Source organism: Planococcus halotolerans (assembly GCF_003289955.1).
Lineage (GTDB): Bacteria > Bacillota > Bacilli > Bacillales_A > Planococcaceae > Planococcus > Planococcus halotolerans.
In genome coordinates, this window is the sequence record NZ_QLZR01000008.1 from 70,059 (window position 1) to 87,263 (window position 17,205).

The window sequence follows — 17,205 nt, forward strand, 5'->3', positions numbered from 1 at the left end:
ACTCCTGCAAAGGGTTTTCGGCTTTTCTTATATTTTCCTTATTATAAATGGTTCAGCAAGATTTCAGTGAAAGCTTCCAAACCTTTTTGGTCTTCTTCTGTGAAACGGCTGAGCTCCGGGCTATCGATGTCCAGTACACCAATCACTTCGCCGTCTTTGATCAGCGGAATGACGATTTCAGAGCGGGAAGCTGCGTCGCAGGCTATATGACCTGGGAATTGGTGGACATCTTTGACCAGCATCGTCTTTTTCTCAGAGACAGCTGTGCCGCAAACGCCGCGTCCCACCTGGATACGGACACAGGCAGGCAGACCCTGGAATGGTCCGAGAACCAGCTCGCCATCTTCCATTAAGTAGAAACCGGCCCAATTAATGCGTTCAAGGAATTGGTTGAGCAAGGCGGCCGCATTGCTTAAATTAGCAATTCTATTTGTTTCGCCAGTAAGCAGCGCATCCAGTTGCTTGCCGAGCATTGAATATTGTTCTGTGCGTGTTCCGCTGTAATCCGTTTGAGTAAACATGGAGACCCTCATTTCATCATTTAGTGGATTTATTATAAAGTTTTTCATGATGCTTATGCAAGCCTGCGACACTGTGTGCGTCAGAACCGAATATTAACGGGATTCCCAATGATTCCGCGTACGGAAGATAAGCTTGCGGCGGATAGGATTCCTGGCAGCCGGGTTTTGAGAAACCGGCGCTGTTCATATCAATCTCATATCCGGCAGCTGCGATGTGCCGGAACAGTTTTTCGATCCTTGCTGTGTCATCAATCTTCTCGCCATGGTCAAGCTGGAATTTGTGTATTAATGTCGGGTGGCCAATGCGCCGAGGCTTGTATTGGCCTAAATCAGCGGAAACCGATAATTCTACTGTATCGTAGTAGCAATCATATAAATCGGAAGTGGAGCCGGCAATACGAGCGGCATCCATAAATACATCTTTACTGAAATCAACGCAGATAAATTTATTGCCGAGTTTCAGAAAGTGAACTGACAGAATCGAATCGTCAAGCATCGGCCCGATTTCATCGAGAAAAAGACGGGTTTCATTTTCGTAGCCTTCGATAAAATCCACTTCAAGACCGGTGCGGATTTTAATGTCTTTTTTATAGACTTCCTTTACCTTGTTTACGGCTTCCAGATAAGCTGATAATGTCGTAAAATCCATCCCACTGTCTTTATCAGGAGTTGTATCCTCGAAAGAAGAGGGGAGGGGAGCATGTTCTGTAAAACTGATATCTGTAAACCCGGAAATTAACGCCTTCTCCACATAGGCAGCCAATGTGTCTTTTGTGCCGTGAGGGCAATAAGGGGAATGGATGTGCGCATCTCTTTTCATAGAACGACCTGCTTTCAAATAAAATGAAAATTTTTCTCTGTTTTATTCAATTTTCGCGAACACAAGCACAAATTACATGTTAAAATAGGAGAATCTAGATATTTCAATTACATAGAGCTGGAAATGTGATTTTGAACAGGGGGCTATATGACTTATGGTGAAGTATATCATCATTGCGGTCATCATTCTATTAGCGGTAATTATCGTCGGCTTTATGTTTCGTAAGAAGCATCACGCGGAAATTGAACGCTTAGAACAGTTAAAACTGCAAATACAAAATAAACCGATATTGGAAGAACTGACAAAAGTGAAACAACTTAACATGAACGGCCAGACTGAGGAAATGTTTGAACGCTGGCGCGCCACATGGACTGAAGTGATGGATGTACATATTCCGCAGATTGACGGCATGCTTTTCGATGCAGAAGATGCAGTGGACCGTTTCAACTTCGGGAAAGCGACTGCCTTCGAGAACAAAGCGGAGGAAAAAATCGATCAGGTCGACCGCCAGATGAACGAGATTCTGATTGAGCTGGAAGAACTGATCGGCAGTGACGAAAAGAACCGCAGTGAAATGGATCTCCTCAGAGACCAATACAGACAAGCAAGAAAAAGCTTGTTGGCCCACCAGCATTCATATGGTGCCGCTGCCGGTCCGCTTGAGAAAAAGCTTGAAACGTTCACGCCGTTATTCGAAGAATATGATCAGTTGACGTCCGAAGGGAATTATTTGAAAGCCCGTGAAATCGTCATCAGCTTATCTGGTGAAGGCAAGCATATCTTCCGGTTGATTGAAGTCATCCCACCCCTGCTTGCAGATATCCAATCAAAAATCCCTTCCTATATAAATGAACTCCGCAATGGAATTAGGGAGATGGAGTCACAAAGCTATTATCTGGAGCACCTGGAGATTACCAAACAGCTGGATGCAATGGAAATCGATCTCGCTGCTGCAAAAGAACAGGTGATCAATTTAAATATTGAAGAACCGAAAAATGCAGTGGAAGACATGAAAGCAAAAGTGGATTCCTATTATGAACTTCTGGAAAATGAAGTGGAAGCCAAGCATTATGTAGATCAGCATAAAGATGAAACTGCTGAGACACTTGAAAAAGTGACTGCCGATACACGGGAAATGTCTGATGAATGCGCGGTAGTGCAACAAAGTTATAAAATACCGGAGCAAGACGCGAAAATCCCTAAAACTTGCCTGGAAACTCTTGAAGAATTGCAAAAACGTTTTGATTTGCTCGAATCCCGGACAAATGAAGACCAATCCGCCTATTCAAGCCTTCAGCAGGAGTTGAGTGAAATCCGTGCCGAACTTGAAAGTGTCAATTCGACCCAAAACAGTTTTTCAGAATCACTGAAAAGCTTGCGGACAGATGAACATAAAGCCCGTGCAAGGCTCGAAGTTCTGAAAAGAAAGCTGCAGGAAACCGACAGGATGCTTCATAAAGCTAACACGCCGGGCATCCCTGAAGAAATGGATGTCAGACTCGAAGAAGCAGAAGAAAATCTGTTTGTAGCAATGCAAGGTTTGCAGGAAGTTCCTTTAAACATGAAGTTAGTGGATAATTACTTGGTGAAAGCCGAGCGGTCGATTGAAGAAGTAGAGGAAAAAGCGGTTGAGATGGTTGAAAATGTTCAACTGATCGAGCGCATTATCCAATACGGAAACCGTTACCGTAAAACAAATCCTCAGATGAACCAGAAGTTAATGGAAGCCGAGGAATCATTCCGACAGCTCCGTTACACAAAAGCGCTTGAAGAAGCTGCGACCGCAGTCGAAAACTTCGAACCCGGATCCATGAAGCGGATTGAAGTGCTTGGCAAAGAAAGTGCTTGGAGAGTCTAGAAAGAAAAGCGGAAACGGCCGCTCAGCTCCGACAAGCGTAAGACGATTTGGCGAAGCGGCGTCTTTTCAGCCGCACAGCCAAAGTGGCTTACGACTCGAGGAGTTGGCCGTTGGAGTCTGGACAAAGAAAAGCAAAAGCGCCCGTTACTTAACACTGCGAAACAGTGCCAACAAAAAAATTAAAACCACCAGCCCCCATGCTGGTGGTTTTCTTTTCGGAGGTGATCATGTGATTTATTTGGATAACAGTGCAACTACCAAACCCAAAAAAGAAGTACTGGAAACTTTCATGAAAGCCAGTGAGCATTATTATGGAAATCCTGCTTCACTTCATAAAATAGGCAATGATGCTGAAAATCTGCTTGAATCGGCGCGCAAACAAATTGCGCAAATTTTGCATATGGACCATATTGTTTTCACATCCGGCGGCACAGAATCGAATAATATGGCAATTGTCGGGACAGCAGAAGCTTATGCACATCGTGGACGCCATATCATTTCGTCAAACAGCGAACACGCTTCCGTATTGAAATCACTGGACGAACTTGAAAGAAGAGGTTTTGAAATTACGAGGCTGCCCATCAACAATTCAGGGCACATCGAGTTGGAAGATCTGAAGAACAAGCTGAGAGACGATACGATTCTCGTAACGCTGATGCATGTAAACAATGAAACCGGAGCCGTTAATCCGATTGCAGAAGTCAAAAAAATCCTGAACGGAACACGAACTTTCCTTCACACGGATGCGGTCCAAAGCATAGGCAAGCTTCCTTTGGATCCTGCTTATATGCCGGACTTGCTGACTCTGTCAGCTCATAAATTGCACGGATTGAAAGGCAGCGGCATTCTGGCATTCAACTCTGTTCAGCCTGAAGCGATTATAGTGGGCGGCGGACAGGAATCAGGCTACCGGAGCGGCACAGTTCCAGTGCCTCTAGCAGCGGCAATGGCTAAAACTCTCCGGATAACCCAGCCAAACCCTGAGTTCACTGAGTGGAATAAAACATTAAGGGAGTTTTTCAGCTCTTTTGATGATATTATGGTCATCAGCCCGGAAAACGCTGCATCACACATATTATCCGTTGCGATGAAAGGTGTTAAAGGGGAAATTCTGGTATCAGGGCTCCAGGAAGAGTCAATTATCGTTTCCACATCGAGTGCCTGTTCATCAAAAAATAAAAAAACAAGCCATGTAATAGAAGCTTTGAATATATCGCCTGCATATAGAGATGGCGTAATACGCATCAGTTTTGGTGCATTTACAAACCAGCAGGACATCACTGATTTTCAGCAGGCATTCAAAAAGGTCCACGGGATTATCAAAGGAGTTTAACACAATGAAGACTAATCAAATACTCGTCAGATACGGCGAGCTATCAACAAAAGGGAAAAACAGAAGTTCATTCATCGGCCGTCTGCGGGATAATATCCATCATACATTCAGCGATCTTGGAAAACTGCAGATCAAAGCGGAACGCGACCGCATGTTCATCAATTCAGACAGCGAAGAAGATATGGAAAAAGTGATTGCAAGATTGCCCAAAGTTTTCGGCATCCAGTCATTCAGTCCTGTCACTGAAACAGAATTGTCGCTTGAGGAGATGCAAACGGCTGCGGTTGCTTTGGTCGGCAAAATGGAGTTGCAAGGGAAAAGCTTTAAAGTTTCAGTTAGAAGGGCAAATAAAGACTTCGAACTCCAAAAGCCGGAAATTCTCCATGGCATCGGGTCGCATGTACTGCGGGCATATCCTGAACTTTCCGTTCAAATGAAGAATCCGGATATCGAGTTGAAAGTGGAAATCCGTGACAAAGCAGCATATATGACTGCAGAAGTGATTAAAGGTGCAGGCGGTTTGCCTATTGGAGCCGGCGGCAAAGCTTTGCTTATGCTGTCGGGTGGACTTGACAGTCCGGTTGCCGGCTATCATATGCTGAAAAGGGGTGTCCGTCTGGAATTGATCCATTTCTTCAGCCCTCCATTCACAAATGAACGAGCAAAAGAAAAAGTGTTTGATCTGGCTGAGAAGCTGAGTGAATTCGGATCTTCCGTAAATCTGCATATCATTCCGTTTACAAAGCTTCAGCAGGAAGTCCATAAACAAGTGCCTGACAATATCACCATGACCTCAACCCGCCGCATGATGATGCGCGTTGCCGATAAAGTACTTGAAGCTACGGATTCAAAAGCGATCATAACCGGTGAGAGCCTGGGGCAAGTTGCAAGCCAGACGCTCGAGAGCCTATACGCGATCAATGCTGTTACAAATACACCGGTTCTGCGTCCGCTGATTTCATCAGATAAGCTGGAAATCATTGAAACAGCCATGCAAATCGGTACACACGATATTTCGATCCGGCCATATGAAGATTGCTGTACCATTTTCACACCGGCAAATCCGAAAACAAAACCGAAGCTGGATAAAGTGGAATATTACGAAGGATTTGTGGCTTTCGAAGAGTTGATCCAGGAAGCAGTGGATGAACGCGAAATTATTAAATTCCCGAGACCGAAAAAAGATGAATTTGAAGATATTCTTTAAAGGCTGCCGCGTGCAGCCTTTTATTTTTGGTTAATTATTTTGAATAATAAAATTATTGCGGTACAATAATAACCGTATAAGCAAATTGTTCAAGGGGGTATCAACATGAACCGGGAAACATTATTGGCACCAAGAAATTATAATTTAGTGGATGAAATTGAAAAGTTTGCAGACGGAAGCGGAAAAATGGCACTTGTCTGGGAAAATGACAAAGGCGAGTCCCGAGAATTCACCTATGATGAATTAATGGCAGCGGCCAATAAAGCGGCCAACAGTTTTGAGAAGGCTGGCCTTAACAAAGGTGATGTGGTGCTTGTCATGGTACCGAGACTGATAGAAGCATATATTACATATATTGGCGCGTTGAAAGCCGGGCTGATAGTTATACCAAGTTCAGAAATGCTGCGGGCAAAAGATATTTCCTACAGACTGAACCATAGTGCCGCAAAAGCTGTGGTCGCTTATGAACCGTTCATGGACCAATTCAGTGAAGTCCCTGAAATGGACCAGACGGTGAAATTCGTCATCGGCAATTCGGTCGATTCCTGGATTTCATTGACACAGGAAATGGAAAATGCTTCTGACAAGTACGAAAAAGCGGCAACACATAATGACGATATGGCTTTTTTATCCTATACATCAGGCACTACCGGCAACCCTAAAGGTGCAGTGCACAGCCATGGATGGGCCTATGCTCACCTTCGCACTTCCGCCGAGCACTGGCTTGGGGCCAAGGAAGGCGATCTTGTCTGGGCAACCGCCAGCCCAGGTTGGCAAAAATGGATCTGGAGTCCTTTCCTGGCTACTTTGGGCAGTGGAGCTACCGGATATGTTTATAACGGGAAGTTCGATCCAGAAACGTATTTGCAGATTCTCGAAAGACAAAAAATCAACGTGCTTTGCTGTACACCAACAGAGTACCGCTTAATGGCGAAGCAGAAAAATCTTGCTGATTTCGATTTATCATCACTTCACAGCGCCGTGTCTGCAGGGGAGCCGTTGAATGCAGAAGTCATCAATGTATTCAAGGAACATTTCGGGCTGGAAGTCAGAGATGGCTACGGACAGACTGAAAATACACTGCTTGTCGGTGTGATGAAAGGAATGGAAATCCGAATCGGCTCGATGGGCAAGCCTACGCCGGGCAATAAAGTGGAAATCATCGATGAATTCGGAAATCCATGTCCGTCAGGGGAAGTCGGAGATATTGCGGTCCATGCCGAAACGCCGGCTTTGTTCAAAGGGTATTTCAATGATGATGAACGGACAAAAATGCAATTCCGCGGAGATTATTATGTCACAGGAGATAAAGCTTCAAAAGATGACGATGGTTATTTCTGGTTTGAAGGCCGGGGAGATGACATTATTATATCTTCAGGCTACACAATCGGACCGTTTGAAGTCGAAGACGCATTGGTGAAACATCCTAAAGTACAGGAATGTGCTGTAGTCGGTTCGCCGGATGAAATTCGCGGCACTGTAGTAAAAGCTTTCGTAGTTTTGGTTGAAGGGGCAGAGCCTTCAGAAGAGCTGGTGATGGAATTGCAGAACCATGTCAAGGAATTGACAGCTCCGTATAAATACCCAAGATCTGTAGAGTTTTTGGAAGAATTGCCGAAAACCGCGTCTGGAAAGATTCGCCGTGTTGAACTGCGCCAAAAGGAAATGAATAAGTAAAGCGAGGCAGCGGGAACAATCCTGCTGCTTTTTTTATTGCCTTAGCTCAGCTTGAAGCCTATAATTGAATAATATTTCGATATTGAAAATAAATTAAGAATGGTGATAAATATAAATGGCTGATGAGAAAAAAGGAATTATCTATACGATTTTGACATACGCGATGTGGGGAGTCCTTCCGATCTATTGGAAGCAGCTTGGGCATGTTCCGAGTGATGAAATCCTGGCAGCGCGAATTTTTTGGGCATTCTGGGTAACTGTGGCTTTCATCTTTCTGATAGGCGGTCATAAACAACTTTTTGCCGACCTTAAAAGCCTTTGGAGATCAAAAAAAGCTTTTTTTACATTGATGCTTGCTTCTTATTTGATAACACTGAACTGGTTCCTTTACATATTCGCTGTAACCAATGACCGGATTGTGGAAACCAGCATGGCTTACTATATCAATCCATTGGTGTCGATGCTGCTGGGTGTTTTCTTCCTGAAAGAAAAATTGACGCCGGCCATTAAAATCGCCTTTATCCTGGCGGCTATCGGTGTTGGGATTCTCACCATTTCCTATGGCGCATTTCCTTGGATGGCGCTGGGAATGGCGTTCAGTTTCGCTTTTTATGGTCTGATCAAAAAAACCATCAAACTGAATGCACTCCGAGGACTGGCACTGGAAACATTGTTCGTGCTGCCTGTGGCAACCGCATTTTATATTTACTTATTCGCAATCGATAGAGCCGCTTTTACCACGGTGAACATTGAAACGGATGGATTACTGATTTTGAGTGGAGCCGTCACTGCCTTGCCATTGGTCCTGTTTGCAACTGGAGCACCTTTGATCCCGATGTACATGATCGGGTTCCTGCAGTATATTGCTCCGACGATGATGCTTATTATTGGCGTATTAATGTACGGAGAAGAATTCAACCGGACCAGTTTAATTTCTTTTTCATTCATTTGGGTGGCGCTGATTTTATTCACAGCATCCAAAGTGTCGGAAGCTCGAAAAATCCGGCGGGAAAAAGTTCGGAATCCGATTGCCTACAGTAAAAAACAATGAAACATTTCTGAGATTCAAACGTATATTTACCAGAGAAATAAAGGAGGAATTTTTATGAATTCAAAAAGGTGGATCGCGCTTGTTGTTGCTGCTGCGGTACTAGTGGTGTCTTTACTGGTCAATTCAGTATTTACGTTGTTCCAAAGTGATTTTGCCAGCGATTTTGATGAACTGATGGCGACTGAGACAAATAAATTTGAAGAAACGGTCATCGAACAGGGCAGTGCCAATTCGCGCATTGCTGTATTGGAAGTTGATGGTGCCATTCAGGATACAGGAGAGGCTTCTCCGCTATTTGGAACTGCCGGCTACAACCATGAATTTTTTATGGGACAGCTGGAACAAATCAAAGAAGATGACAGCATCAAGGCAGTTATGCTGAAAATCAATTCACCAGGAGGCGGTGTGGTGGAGTCAGCTGAAATCTATGACAAAATCACAGAAATCCAGGAAGAAACCGGGAAACCATTTTATGTATCTATGGAAGCGATGGCAGCTTCAGGCGGATATTACATCGCTGCACCGGCCGATAAAATTTTTGTAAATAAAGAAACACTGACCGGTTCGATTGGTGTCATCATGCAAAGTGTCAATTACGGTGAGCTTGCTGAACGGTATGGTGTGGATTTTGTAACGATCAAATCCGGTCCATATAAGGACATCATGAGTCCAACACGTGATATGACTAATGAAGAACGCGAACTGTTGCAGGAAATGCTGGATGATTCGTATCAAAGCTTCGTGGATATCATAGTTGAAGGCCGTGATATGCCGGAAGAAGAAGTCCGCGCTGTTGCCGACGGACGCATTATGAACGGACGCCAGGCGGTGGAAGCGAATCTTGCTGATGACTTTGGCTATGAAGAAGATGTAATTGCAGGATTGCGGAATGATTTCGATTTAGCGGATGCTCAAGTTTTCAAATATGGAGTATCTCAAAGCTGGGCTTCTTTGCTTAATGTGAAAGTTCAATCGCTGTTCGGAAACGATATCGAAACTCAGATGCTGGCGAAGCTGATGACTGAATACAGTTCACCTCGCATGATGTATCTGTATGGTGATAAATAAGGAGGGGCGATTATGGCAGACAATATTAATTCTGAAAAACCGGCACATATTAATGACGGGATTCCTCAAGCAGGTCAAAGGCAATATGAAGAAGTGTTGTTCTATGAACGCAAGCCTGCCGGTTTCTGGATCCGTTTCTGGGCTTATCTGATCGATCTCCTTGTTATTTCGGCTGTTACATCCATTCTATTGAAACCGGTATTTGCGCTTCTCGGCCTTTCCATGCAATCGTCCAATTGGTATGCGCCTTTTGCTATTTTGTCGGCAATTCTGTTTTACACGTATTTTGTGTTAATGACGAAATTTTTTGGTCAGACAATCGGCAAGATGATTTTCGGGATCAGAGTAGTATCTCTAAAGAAGGATTCACTCGACTGGGGTACCTTGCTGTTCCGGGAATGGATCGGTAGATTCATATCAGTTACCATTCTTCCTCTTTATTTCATCGTCGGGTTTACATCGTTGAAACAGGGAGTCCATGATTTCTTTGCTGATACGACTGTGGTGCATGAACAATCCTACCGAAAACGCAAGATGATGCAGAAAGTCTCGAGTAATGGGTCTGGGTTGCAAGAAGAGAGCGCCTTTTAGTATGATGATAGTAATCTGAAAGGGAGGCGTTTGAATGGTACAAGTTACATTTCATGAAAATCCTGTTACCTTACCAAACAAAGAAGTCAAAGTTGGAGACCAAATCCCGAATTTCACAGTACTTGATAATGACTTGAACCCTGTGACTGCCCAGGATACAGCAGGTAAAGTCAGATTGTTCACAGTGTCACCATCCTTGGATACAAGTGTTTGTTCAGATCAGGCGAAACGTTTCAGCGAAGAAGCTTCATCACTGGGAGACGAAGTTGCAATCTACTATGTAACATGTGATTTGCCTTTCGCACAAAAACGCTGGGTTGAAGTCAATGAAGCCAAAAATCTCACTACTCTTTCCGATCACCGTGATCTTTCTTTCGGTGAAGCGTTCGGAGTAACGATGCAGGAACTGCGTTTGCTGGCCCGTTCCATCTTTGTAGTGGATGAAAACGATAAAGTGACTTATGTGGAATATGTTCCTGAGGGAACGAATCATCCGGATTACGATAAAGCGATTGAAGCAGTAAAAGAACTGACAAAATAATACTTGGAACCCACTCATATGAGTGGGTTTCCTTATTGAGGACGGAGAACTAATGAATTCAGCAATGGAAAATGTATTTAATTTTATCGATAAGCACACTTCTGAAATTCAGAAGGAGCAGGAGAATTCCTATCTGGAAAGCTTGCTGACCACTACGGAGAAATGGCTGGATGGTTTAATTCAACCTGAGGAAGAAGCAGGCAAGGAAGATATTCGCAAAGCGATTCAGCTGGCGGTTTTGAAAGGTATGAAAGAACATATTCAGCCGCATCATCAGATGACGCCTGATGCACTTGGATTGCTGATGGGTTACCTTGTGGAATTATTCGTGAAGAAAGACCAGGCGACCATTTTGGATCCAGCTGTCGGAACTGGCAATTTAATATTGACTGTCATGAATTATCTGGATGGCAAGTTGGTGGGTGCCGGAGTGGAAATTGACGATCTCCTCATCAAGCTTGCATCCAACACAGGGAATCTCGTCCAGCAGCCAGTGACCCTTTATCTCCAGGATGCATTGCAGCCATTGATGATAGATCCGGTTGATGCAGTGGTGTCTGATTTGCCGGTTGGGTATTATCCTAATGATGAGAATGCTGCAACATATGAACTGAAGGCTGAAGAAGGGATGTCTTACGCTCATCACCTTTTTATCGAACAATCCTTGAAACACACGGCAGATGGCGGTTATCTGTTCTTTATCGTGCCAAAAGCATTATTTGAGTCGCCGATGGCCGGCCAGCTGCATAATTATTTGAAGAAAACGGCCGATATACAGGCAGTTATGGAATTGCCAGAGACACTCTTTAAAAATTCTTCCCATGCAAAAGGAATTCTTGTCCTGCAGAAGAAAAAAGAAGGCGTTAAAGCGCCAAGAGAAGTGTTATTGGCAAGAGTCCCGAATATGTCTAAGCCGGACTCGATGGCAAAATTCTTTACACAAGTCAATAACTGGTTTAAAGAAAATAAAGAATGAAATAGTGAAAATATGCTATACTGTAAATAGCAGAAATATTGCATCAGTCCAATTGAAAAGAGGGATGACACGTGAGTGAGTCCAATGAAACACCAAAAAAAGTCAGTTTGCAGGAAGCTGTAAAGCGCCAGCTTGAAGCTAAGAAAAACCAGGCTTCCGGTAAAAAAGGAAGCGGCAGCGCATCTATGGAAACGAAAAAGATGAAGAGCCAGCAAACGAAGAAAGTTAATAATACACGACGTAAGATGGGCGTGTAATTAGAAAAGCGACAGCGAGAGAGGGCCTCGAAAATTTTGGGGCCCTCTCTTTGCGACGAAGCAGCGCAGCGATGCAGGAGCACTTTAGTGGCTTATGACCCGAAGAGCTGGGCGGCTGGAGTCTGGACAGCAGAAAAGCGACAGCGCCCGTTAAGCTCTGAAAGGCATAAGACAGAATAGCGAAGTGGCGATTAGCCACGCAGCTAGGCTGACTTATGACCCGAAGAGCTGGGCGGCTGGAGTCTGGACAAGAAAAAAGCAAATCCAAAAAAATGCGGACCTCACCAGGTCCGCATTTTTTTATTTATTTTGCAGTTTTTCATTCATATATTAAAGGGTTAAGCGTATTTTTATAGAATTATTTATTAAGGAATTAAACACCAATCACCATTCGAAGGAGTGGAAACTATGTACCGAACGATGTTAATAGCAGCAGACGGCTCTGAAAATTCATTTCGCGCTGCCAAAGAAGCGGTAAAGCTGGCTTCAATGGTGAAAGGGGCAGAAGTTACGATTATTTATGTTATCGATCATAATGAAGCTGGGAGCGAGGAAATACATCGCAAAGCTTCAGCTGAAATTGAATTGGCCCGCCAGAAAAAAATACAGCCTATAATAGAATTGCTTGAAAAGGAAATGATTTTTCATAAAGCGGAAATGATTTATGGTGTACCTACGCACGTTATTGCAGAATACGCTAACGACCGGAATTTCGACATCCTGATCATGGGGAAAAGAGGATTGAATCCAATGCAGGAAATGGTGCTTGGGAGCGTTAGCCGTTCGGTATTGAACAAGGTCGATATGCCGGTTCTGATTGTAAAATAACATTGATGAAATTTGCTTATTAAGGAGTGTGTCTTCATGATATGGATGATAATCGTAGTCATAGCTTATATCCCTATTTTTTATAAAATACATCACAGGATTGGACAATTGGAAGATGAAGTTGCTCAGCTGAAAGAAGAAATAGATTGAGCTGAAACTATCATCATTGAAAAGAACTTGAGAACAGGTATGCCTAAGTTTCCATTTGGCGTATAAAGGATATAGAAGAAGGACGGAGAAATCCCGTCCTTTTTCCTGTTTTACATAGAAGAAAACAAGGATTTTTCATTTTTCAAGGTTGGGGTTTCTATTTAACGCTTTGAAAATGGTATAATAACTGATTGTGACGGGTGTTTTATGGAAACTGGGAATACCTCTAAACAGTGAAGGTGTCCCTGATTATGTTAGACTAGGACTATAATAAATTAAAAGAGAGCTGATAAACTTGACTGCAAATAAGAAAGAACCCGAATTTTTACCGGTACTGCTAGGTTCTGACATGAACGCATATGGAATGGCCCGGTCTTTTTACGAAGCTTACGGCATTAAACCGCTTGTATTGGGAAGGTCCAATCTTTCTGCAACCCAAAATAGTGACATCCTGCATTTAAGAGTGATTGAAAACTTAAATGAAGAAGAAACTTTTTTGCCGGAAATCCTGAAAATTGCAGAAGAAAATAAAGGAAAGAAACTGTTGCTGCTGGCTTGCGGAGATGATTACGCAAAACTTATCATCCGCAATAGAGACAAATTGACACCCTATTTTGCGGTACCCTATATCGATGAAAAGCTGATGGATCGCCTGGTCCTGAAAGAGAATTTCTATGAGATCTGTGAGCAGTATGGCTTCAGCTATCCGCGTACGGATCTTTGCACGTTTGAAAACTATAAAAACTTCTCACCCAATTTCTCTTATCCGATCATCATAAAAGCATCCAATTCAGTTGCTTACTGGAATTGTTCATTCCCAGGGAAGAAGAAAGTTTTCGTGGCACATGATAAAGCAGAAAAAGATGCGATTCTTGAAGCTATCTATAGTTCATCCTATAAAGACAATCTTACAATCCAGGAATTCATCCCGGGTGATGATTCATTTATGCGGGTTTTGAACGCTTACGTTGGCAAGGATGGAAAAGTGAAATTGATGGCTCTTGGCAATCCTATTCTTGAAGAGCACTCACCGGAAGGTATCGGAAGCTACGCGGCAATCATTAATACATTTGACCAAAAGCTGATGGATAAAGTGCGCTTTTTTCTGGAAGATATCGGATATACCGGCTTTGCCAATTTTGATATGAAATATGATGCGCGCGATGATTCCTATAAACTGTTCGAAATTAACCTGCGCAACGGGCGAAGCAGTTATTATGTGACTGCCAGCGGACATAACCTGATGAAATATGTGGCAGATGATCATATTTTCAATAAACCGCAGCAATTGGTCTATGCGAAAGACAAGCATCTGTGGCTGATCATCCCTAAAAAGGTCCTCTTTAAATACGCCCAGAATGAAGTCTTGAAAAAAGAAGCGAAACGTTTGATTAAAGAAGGCAAAGCGACAAACTCGCTGTTTTACAAAAAAGATTTCAATCCGAAGCGTTGGTTCAAGTTATCGTTGAACAATTTAAATTATCATCGCAAATACAAAAAATACTTCAATAATAAAGGTCTGTCTTAAGCTATGGAAAAAAAGACACTTGGCATCGTAGGCGGTGTAGGTCCTCTGGCGACAATGTTTATAGGGGAAATGATCGTGCGCCGTACAAAAGCTGCAAAAGATCAGGATCATGTCAACTCCATTATCACCAATAATACTCGGATACCGGACCGCACAGCTTTTATCATGGGACGGTCCCAGGATGATCCGGTGCCTGTGATGGTAGCCGATATGGAAAAACTCTCATCAATTGGTGCTGAAATTATCATTATCCCCTGCAATACGGCGCATACTTTCTATGAAGAACTCCAACAGGGGGCGCCTGTTCCGGTTATTCATATGATTCGTGAAACCATGAATCGTGCAGCTGAACAAGGAGCAAAAAAAGTTGGCATTCTTGCTACTACCGGGACTGTCACTTCCAAAGTCTATCAGCATGCTGCCGATGAATACGGACTTGAACCTGTCCTGCCAAGCCAGGAGATTCAGGAAAAAGTCATGTCCGTTATCTATGATAATATCAAAGCAGGCAAAAATGCCGATAGGGATAATTGGCGTGATATTGTCAATTACATGGAAAACCAAGGTTGCGATCGAGTCATACTGGGCTGCACGGAGTTGTCCATTGTGAAAAAGGAAATGGAGCTGCCTGAGTTCTACCTCGATTCATTGATTGTTCTGGCTGAAACAGCCATCCTGTCATGCGGCTACGAACTCGCTGATTAAATACTACAAAAAAAGCCTTTTCCGGGAATCGGAAAAGGCTTTTTACTTACTGAGTAATTTTAAGCAGTAGGATTTTGATTATCTTCGGCTCTGCCTTTCAAATCGGACGGAGCATCGTCAGTACGGACTACGAGTACATCGCAAGTTGCTGAACGGACGATGTGCTCAGATACACTGCCAATCAGGAAGCGCTCTACTGCGTTAAGGCCAGTTGCGCCACAGATGATGAGATCTGCATGTACTTTTGTAGCAAGGTCGCGTGAAATCATTGTTTTAGGTGAACCGTAATCCACTACAATATTTACGTTCTGGACTCCTGAGGCCACAGCTTCTTTCTTGTAGTCGGCCAGAAGGTCTTCAGCAAATTTCTGAGCTCTGTCGGCGATTGAACGGTCATATGCTTCGATTGCTGCGAATGATCTTGTATCAATGATATTGACAAGATTCAAAGTCGCGTTATTGCGTGTTGCAATTCCAACCGATTTTTTGAAAGCCCATTCGGCTTCCTTCGAACCATCTACCGCTACAAGAATTTGTTGATATTTTAATGTCATGACTACATTCCTCCTATCTATTGTAAGAAATTCGCTGTAGGTGGTTCCAGTTCCTTCTTTTTCTTGAAAAATCACTGATAAACTGTGACAAAAGTATGGATAACGGTGTTGCATTCCAAGGTCGGCTATTTTCTCTGTCAGCAATTCCATTAGGTGTTAGGGGTGCGATTTTCCTGTCACATCTAGCGGCAGAAATTATATTAGTATAAGTATATTTAAAGGGAAATTTTATTCGTCCTTCAAAACCCGGAAAATTAATCCCTAGAATATAGGGTAAAAGAAAAGTTTCTAAAATAAGTAAATAAAATTGGGCAAAGTATAATAATATCTGATAGAATGGATTTGCTTTGAAGTATAAATTTACTGATCTATATTTCCTAATAAAGATTAATGGAGGGTTTCACCATGCGTATTGGAGTTCCAACAGAAGTGAAAAATAACGAAAACAGAGTAGCAATGACACCATCGGGCGTTGTCAATTTATCATTATACGGCCACGAAGTATTCATCCAGGCTGGAGCAGGTCTAGGTTCCGGTTTTACAGATGAAGACTATACTTCTGCGGGAGCAAGTATTGTAGCAACAGCAGAAGAAGCTTGGAATCAGGAAATGATTATGAAGGTCAAAGAGCCTACTGCTTCTGAATACGGCTATTTCCGTGAGGGAATGATCTTGTTCACTTATTTGCACTTGGCGCCGGAACCGGAATTGACAAAAGCGATGCTGGATTCGAAAGTTATCGGAATCGCTTACGAAACAGTGCAGCTGCCCAATAATTCATTGCCGTTATTAACACCGATGAGTGAAGTTGCCGGTAAAATGTCAACTCAGATCGGTGCTCAATTCCTGGAAAAAATCCATGGCGGTGGCGGAATCCTTCTTGGTGGTGTTCCTGGAGTTTCCCGCGGGAAAGTTACAGTCATCGGCGGCGGTGTAGCAGGAACGAATGCTGCCAAAGTAGCTGTCGGTATGGGAGCAAATGTTACAATTCTCGATTTGAATCCGGATCGCCTGCGCCAATTGGACGATCTTTTTGGACAGGATGTCCAGACGATGATTTCAAACCCGCTGAATATTGCAGATGCCGTAGAAAAGGCGGACCTTGTTATCGGTGCTGTTTTGATTCCGGGCGCGAAAGCTCCTAAATTGGTGACAGAAGACATGATCAAATCGATGAAACCGGGCTCAGTTGTGGTGGACATCGCAATTGACCAGGGCGGTATTTTTGAAACAAGCGACCGCATCACGACTCACGACCAGCCGACTTACATCAAGCACGACGTTGTGCATTACGCTGTCGCAAATATGCCTGGAGCAGTTCCGCGGACTTCTACAATCGGTTTGACGAACGTAACTGTTCCGTATGCTGTGCAAATCGCCAATAAAGGCTATAAACAGGCAATCCTTGAAAACGAAGCCTTGAAAAAAGGTGTAAATACGCTTAATGGATATGTGACATATAAAGCGGTTGCCGATGATCAAGGTGTCGAATACAAATCAGTCGACGAACTTTTGGCATAAAAGAATAAATGATTGCAGC

General features: G+C 43.3%; 17 protein-coding genes. 14 read left to right on the forward strand and 3 right to left on the reverse strand.

Annotation, left to right across the window (positions count from 1 at the left end):
• Nucleotides 1–41: 41 nt before the first annotated feature.
• Both DP120_RS15900 and hisJ read right to left on the reverse strand, forming a co-directional pair.
• A complete protein-coding gene (locus DP120_RS15900) occupies nucleotides 42–521 on the reverse strand; it encodes a GAF domain-containing protein (protein ID WP_112224631.1) in 480 nt (159 codons plus the stop codon).
• A gap of 16 nt (nucleotides 522–537) precedes the next feature.
• Entirely contained in the window at nucleotides 538–1,341 is an 804-nt protein-coding gene (gene hisJ, locus DP120_RS15905; RefSeq protein ID WP_112224632.1) for a histidinol-phosphatase HisJ, read from the reverse strand.
• Nucleotides 1,342–1,495: 154 nt separating this feature from the next.
• On the opposite strand from hisJ, the gene ezrA reads away from it, so the two are divergent.
• The 13 genes from ezrA (at nucleotide 1,496) to cuyB (ending at nucleotide 15,111) form a co-directional block, all read left to right on the forward strand.
• Nucleotides 1,496–3,199: a septation ring formation regulator EzrA gene (ezrA, locus tag DP120_RS15910; RefSeq protein WP_112224633.1), complete on the forward strand. Its 1,704-nt coding sequence runs from the start codon at nucleotides 1,496–1,498 to the stop codon at nucleotides 3,197–3,199.
• A 229-nt stretch (nucleotides 3,200–3,428) separates the two neighbouring features.
• Complete coding sequence (locus DP120_RS15915; protein ID WP_112224723.1) at nucleotides 3,429–4,532, forward strand: cysteine desulfurase family protein; 1,104 nt, start codon at nucleotides 3,429–3,431, stop codon at nucleotides 4,530–4,532.
• Nucleotides 4,533–4,536: 4 nt separating this feature from the next.
• The gene (thiI, locus tag DP120_RS15920; protein ID WP_112224634.1) at nucleotides 4,537–5,739 is read left to right on the forward strand and encodes a tRNA uracil 4-sulfurtransferase ThiI; all 1,203 of its coding nucleotides are present in this window, start codon (nucleotides 4,537–4,539) and stop codon (nucleotides 5,737–5,739) included.
• A gap of 105 nt (nucleotides 5,740–5,844) precedes the next feature.
• A complete protein-coding gene (gene mbcS / locus DP120_RS15925) occupies nucleotides 5,845–7,416 on the forward strand; it encodes an acyl-CoA synthetase MbcS (protein ID WP_112224635.1) in 1,572 nt (523 codons plus the stop codon).
• A gap of 115 nt (nucleotides 7,417–7,531) precedes the next feature.
• The gene (gene rarD, locus DP120_RS15930; protein ID WP_112224636.1) at nucleotides 7,532–8,467 is read left to right on the forward strand and encodes an EamA family transporter RarD; all 936 of its coding nucleotides are present in this window, start codon (nucleotides 7,532–7,534) and stop codon (nucleotides 8,465–8,467) included.
• A gap of 54 nt (nucleotides 8,468–8,521) precedes the next feature.
• Complete coding sequence (gene sppA, locus DP120_RS15935) at nucleotides 8,522–9,535, forward strand: signal peptide peptidase SppA (protein WP_112224637.1); 1,014 nt, start codon at nucleotides 8,522–8,524, stop codon at nucleotides 9,533–9,535.
• A 12-nt stretch (nucleotides 9,536–9,547) separates the two neighbouring features.
• Nucleotides 9,548–10,126 (forward strand): RDD family protein, encoded by a 579-nt coding sequence (locus DP120_RS15940; protein WP_112224638.1) that lies wholly within the window; start codon nucleotides 9,548–9,550, stop codon nucleotides 10,124–10,126.
• Between the two features lie 34 nt (nucleotides 10,127–10,160).
• The gene (tpx, locus tag DP120_RS15945; protein ID WP_112224639.1) at nucleotides 10,161–10,667 is read left to right on the forward strand and encodes a thiol peroxidase; all 507 of its coding nucleotides are present in this window, start codon (nucleotides 10,161–10,163) and stop codon (nucleotides 10,665–10,667) included.
• Between the two features lie 52 nt (nucleotides 10,668–10,719).
• Entirely contained in the window at nucleotides 10,720–11,643 is a 924-nt protein-coding gene (locus DP120_RS15950; RefSeq protein WP_112224640.1) for a class I SAM-dependent methyltransferase, read from the forward strand.
• A 71-nt stretch (nucleotides 11,644–11,714) separates the two neighbouring features.
• Entirely contained in the window at nucleotides 11,715–11,900 is a 186-nt protein-coding gene (locus DP120_RS15955; RefSeq protein WP_112224641.1) for a hypothetical protein, read from the forward strand.
• 408 nt (nucleotides 11,901–12,308) lie between these two features.
• The gene (locus DP120_RS15960) at nucleotides 12,309–12,728 is read left to right on the forward strand and encodes a universal stress protein (protein ID WP_112224642.1); all 420 of its coding nucleotides are present in this window, start codon (nucleotides 12,309–12,311) and stop codon (nucleotides 12,726–12,728) included.
• A 499-nt stretch (nucleotides 12,729–13,227) separates the two neighbouring features.
• A complete protein-coding gene (locus tag DP120_RS15965; RefSeq protein WP_112224724.1) occupies nucleotides 13,228–14,406 on the forward strand; it encodes a carboxylate--amine ligase in 1,179 nt (392 codons plus the stop codon).
• A 3-nt stretch (nucleotides 14,407–14,409) separates the two neighbouring features.
• The gene (cuyB, locus tag DP120_RS15970) at nucleotides 14,410–15,111 is read left to right on the forward strand and encodes a cysteate racemase (RefSeq protein WP_112224643.1); all 702 of its coding nucleotides are present in this window, start codon (nucleotides 14,410–14,412) and stop codon (nucleotides 15,109–15,111) included.
• Nucleotides 15,112–15,170: 59 nt separating this feature from the next.
• Here cuyB and DP120_RS15975 read toward each other — a convergent pair whose 3' ends face one another.
• Nucleotides 15,171–15,665, reverse strand: a complete 495-nt coding sequence (locus DP120_RS15975) for a universal stress protein (protein WP_112224644.1) — start codon at nucleotides 15,663–15,665, stop codon at nucleotides 15,171–15,173.
• A gap of 405 nt (nucleotides 15,666–16,070) precedes the next feature.
• Between DP120_RS15975 and ald the strand changes: the two genes are divergently transcribed.
• Complete coding sequence (gene ald, locus DP120_RS15980) at nucleotides 16,071–17,186, forward strand: alanine dehydrogenase (protein ID WP_112224645.1); 1,116 nt, start codon at nucleotides 16,071–16,073, stop codon at nucleotides 17,184–17,186.
• Nucleotides 17,187–17,205 lie beyond the last annotated feature (19 nt).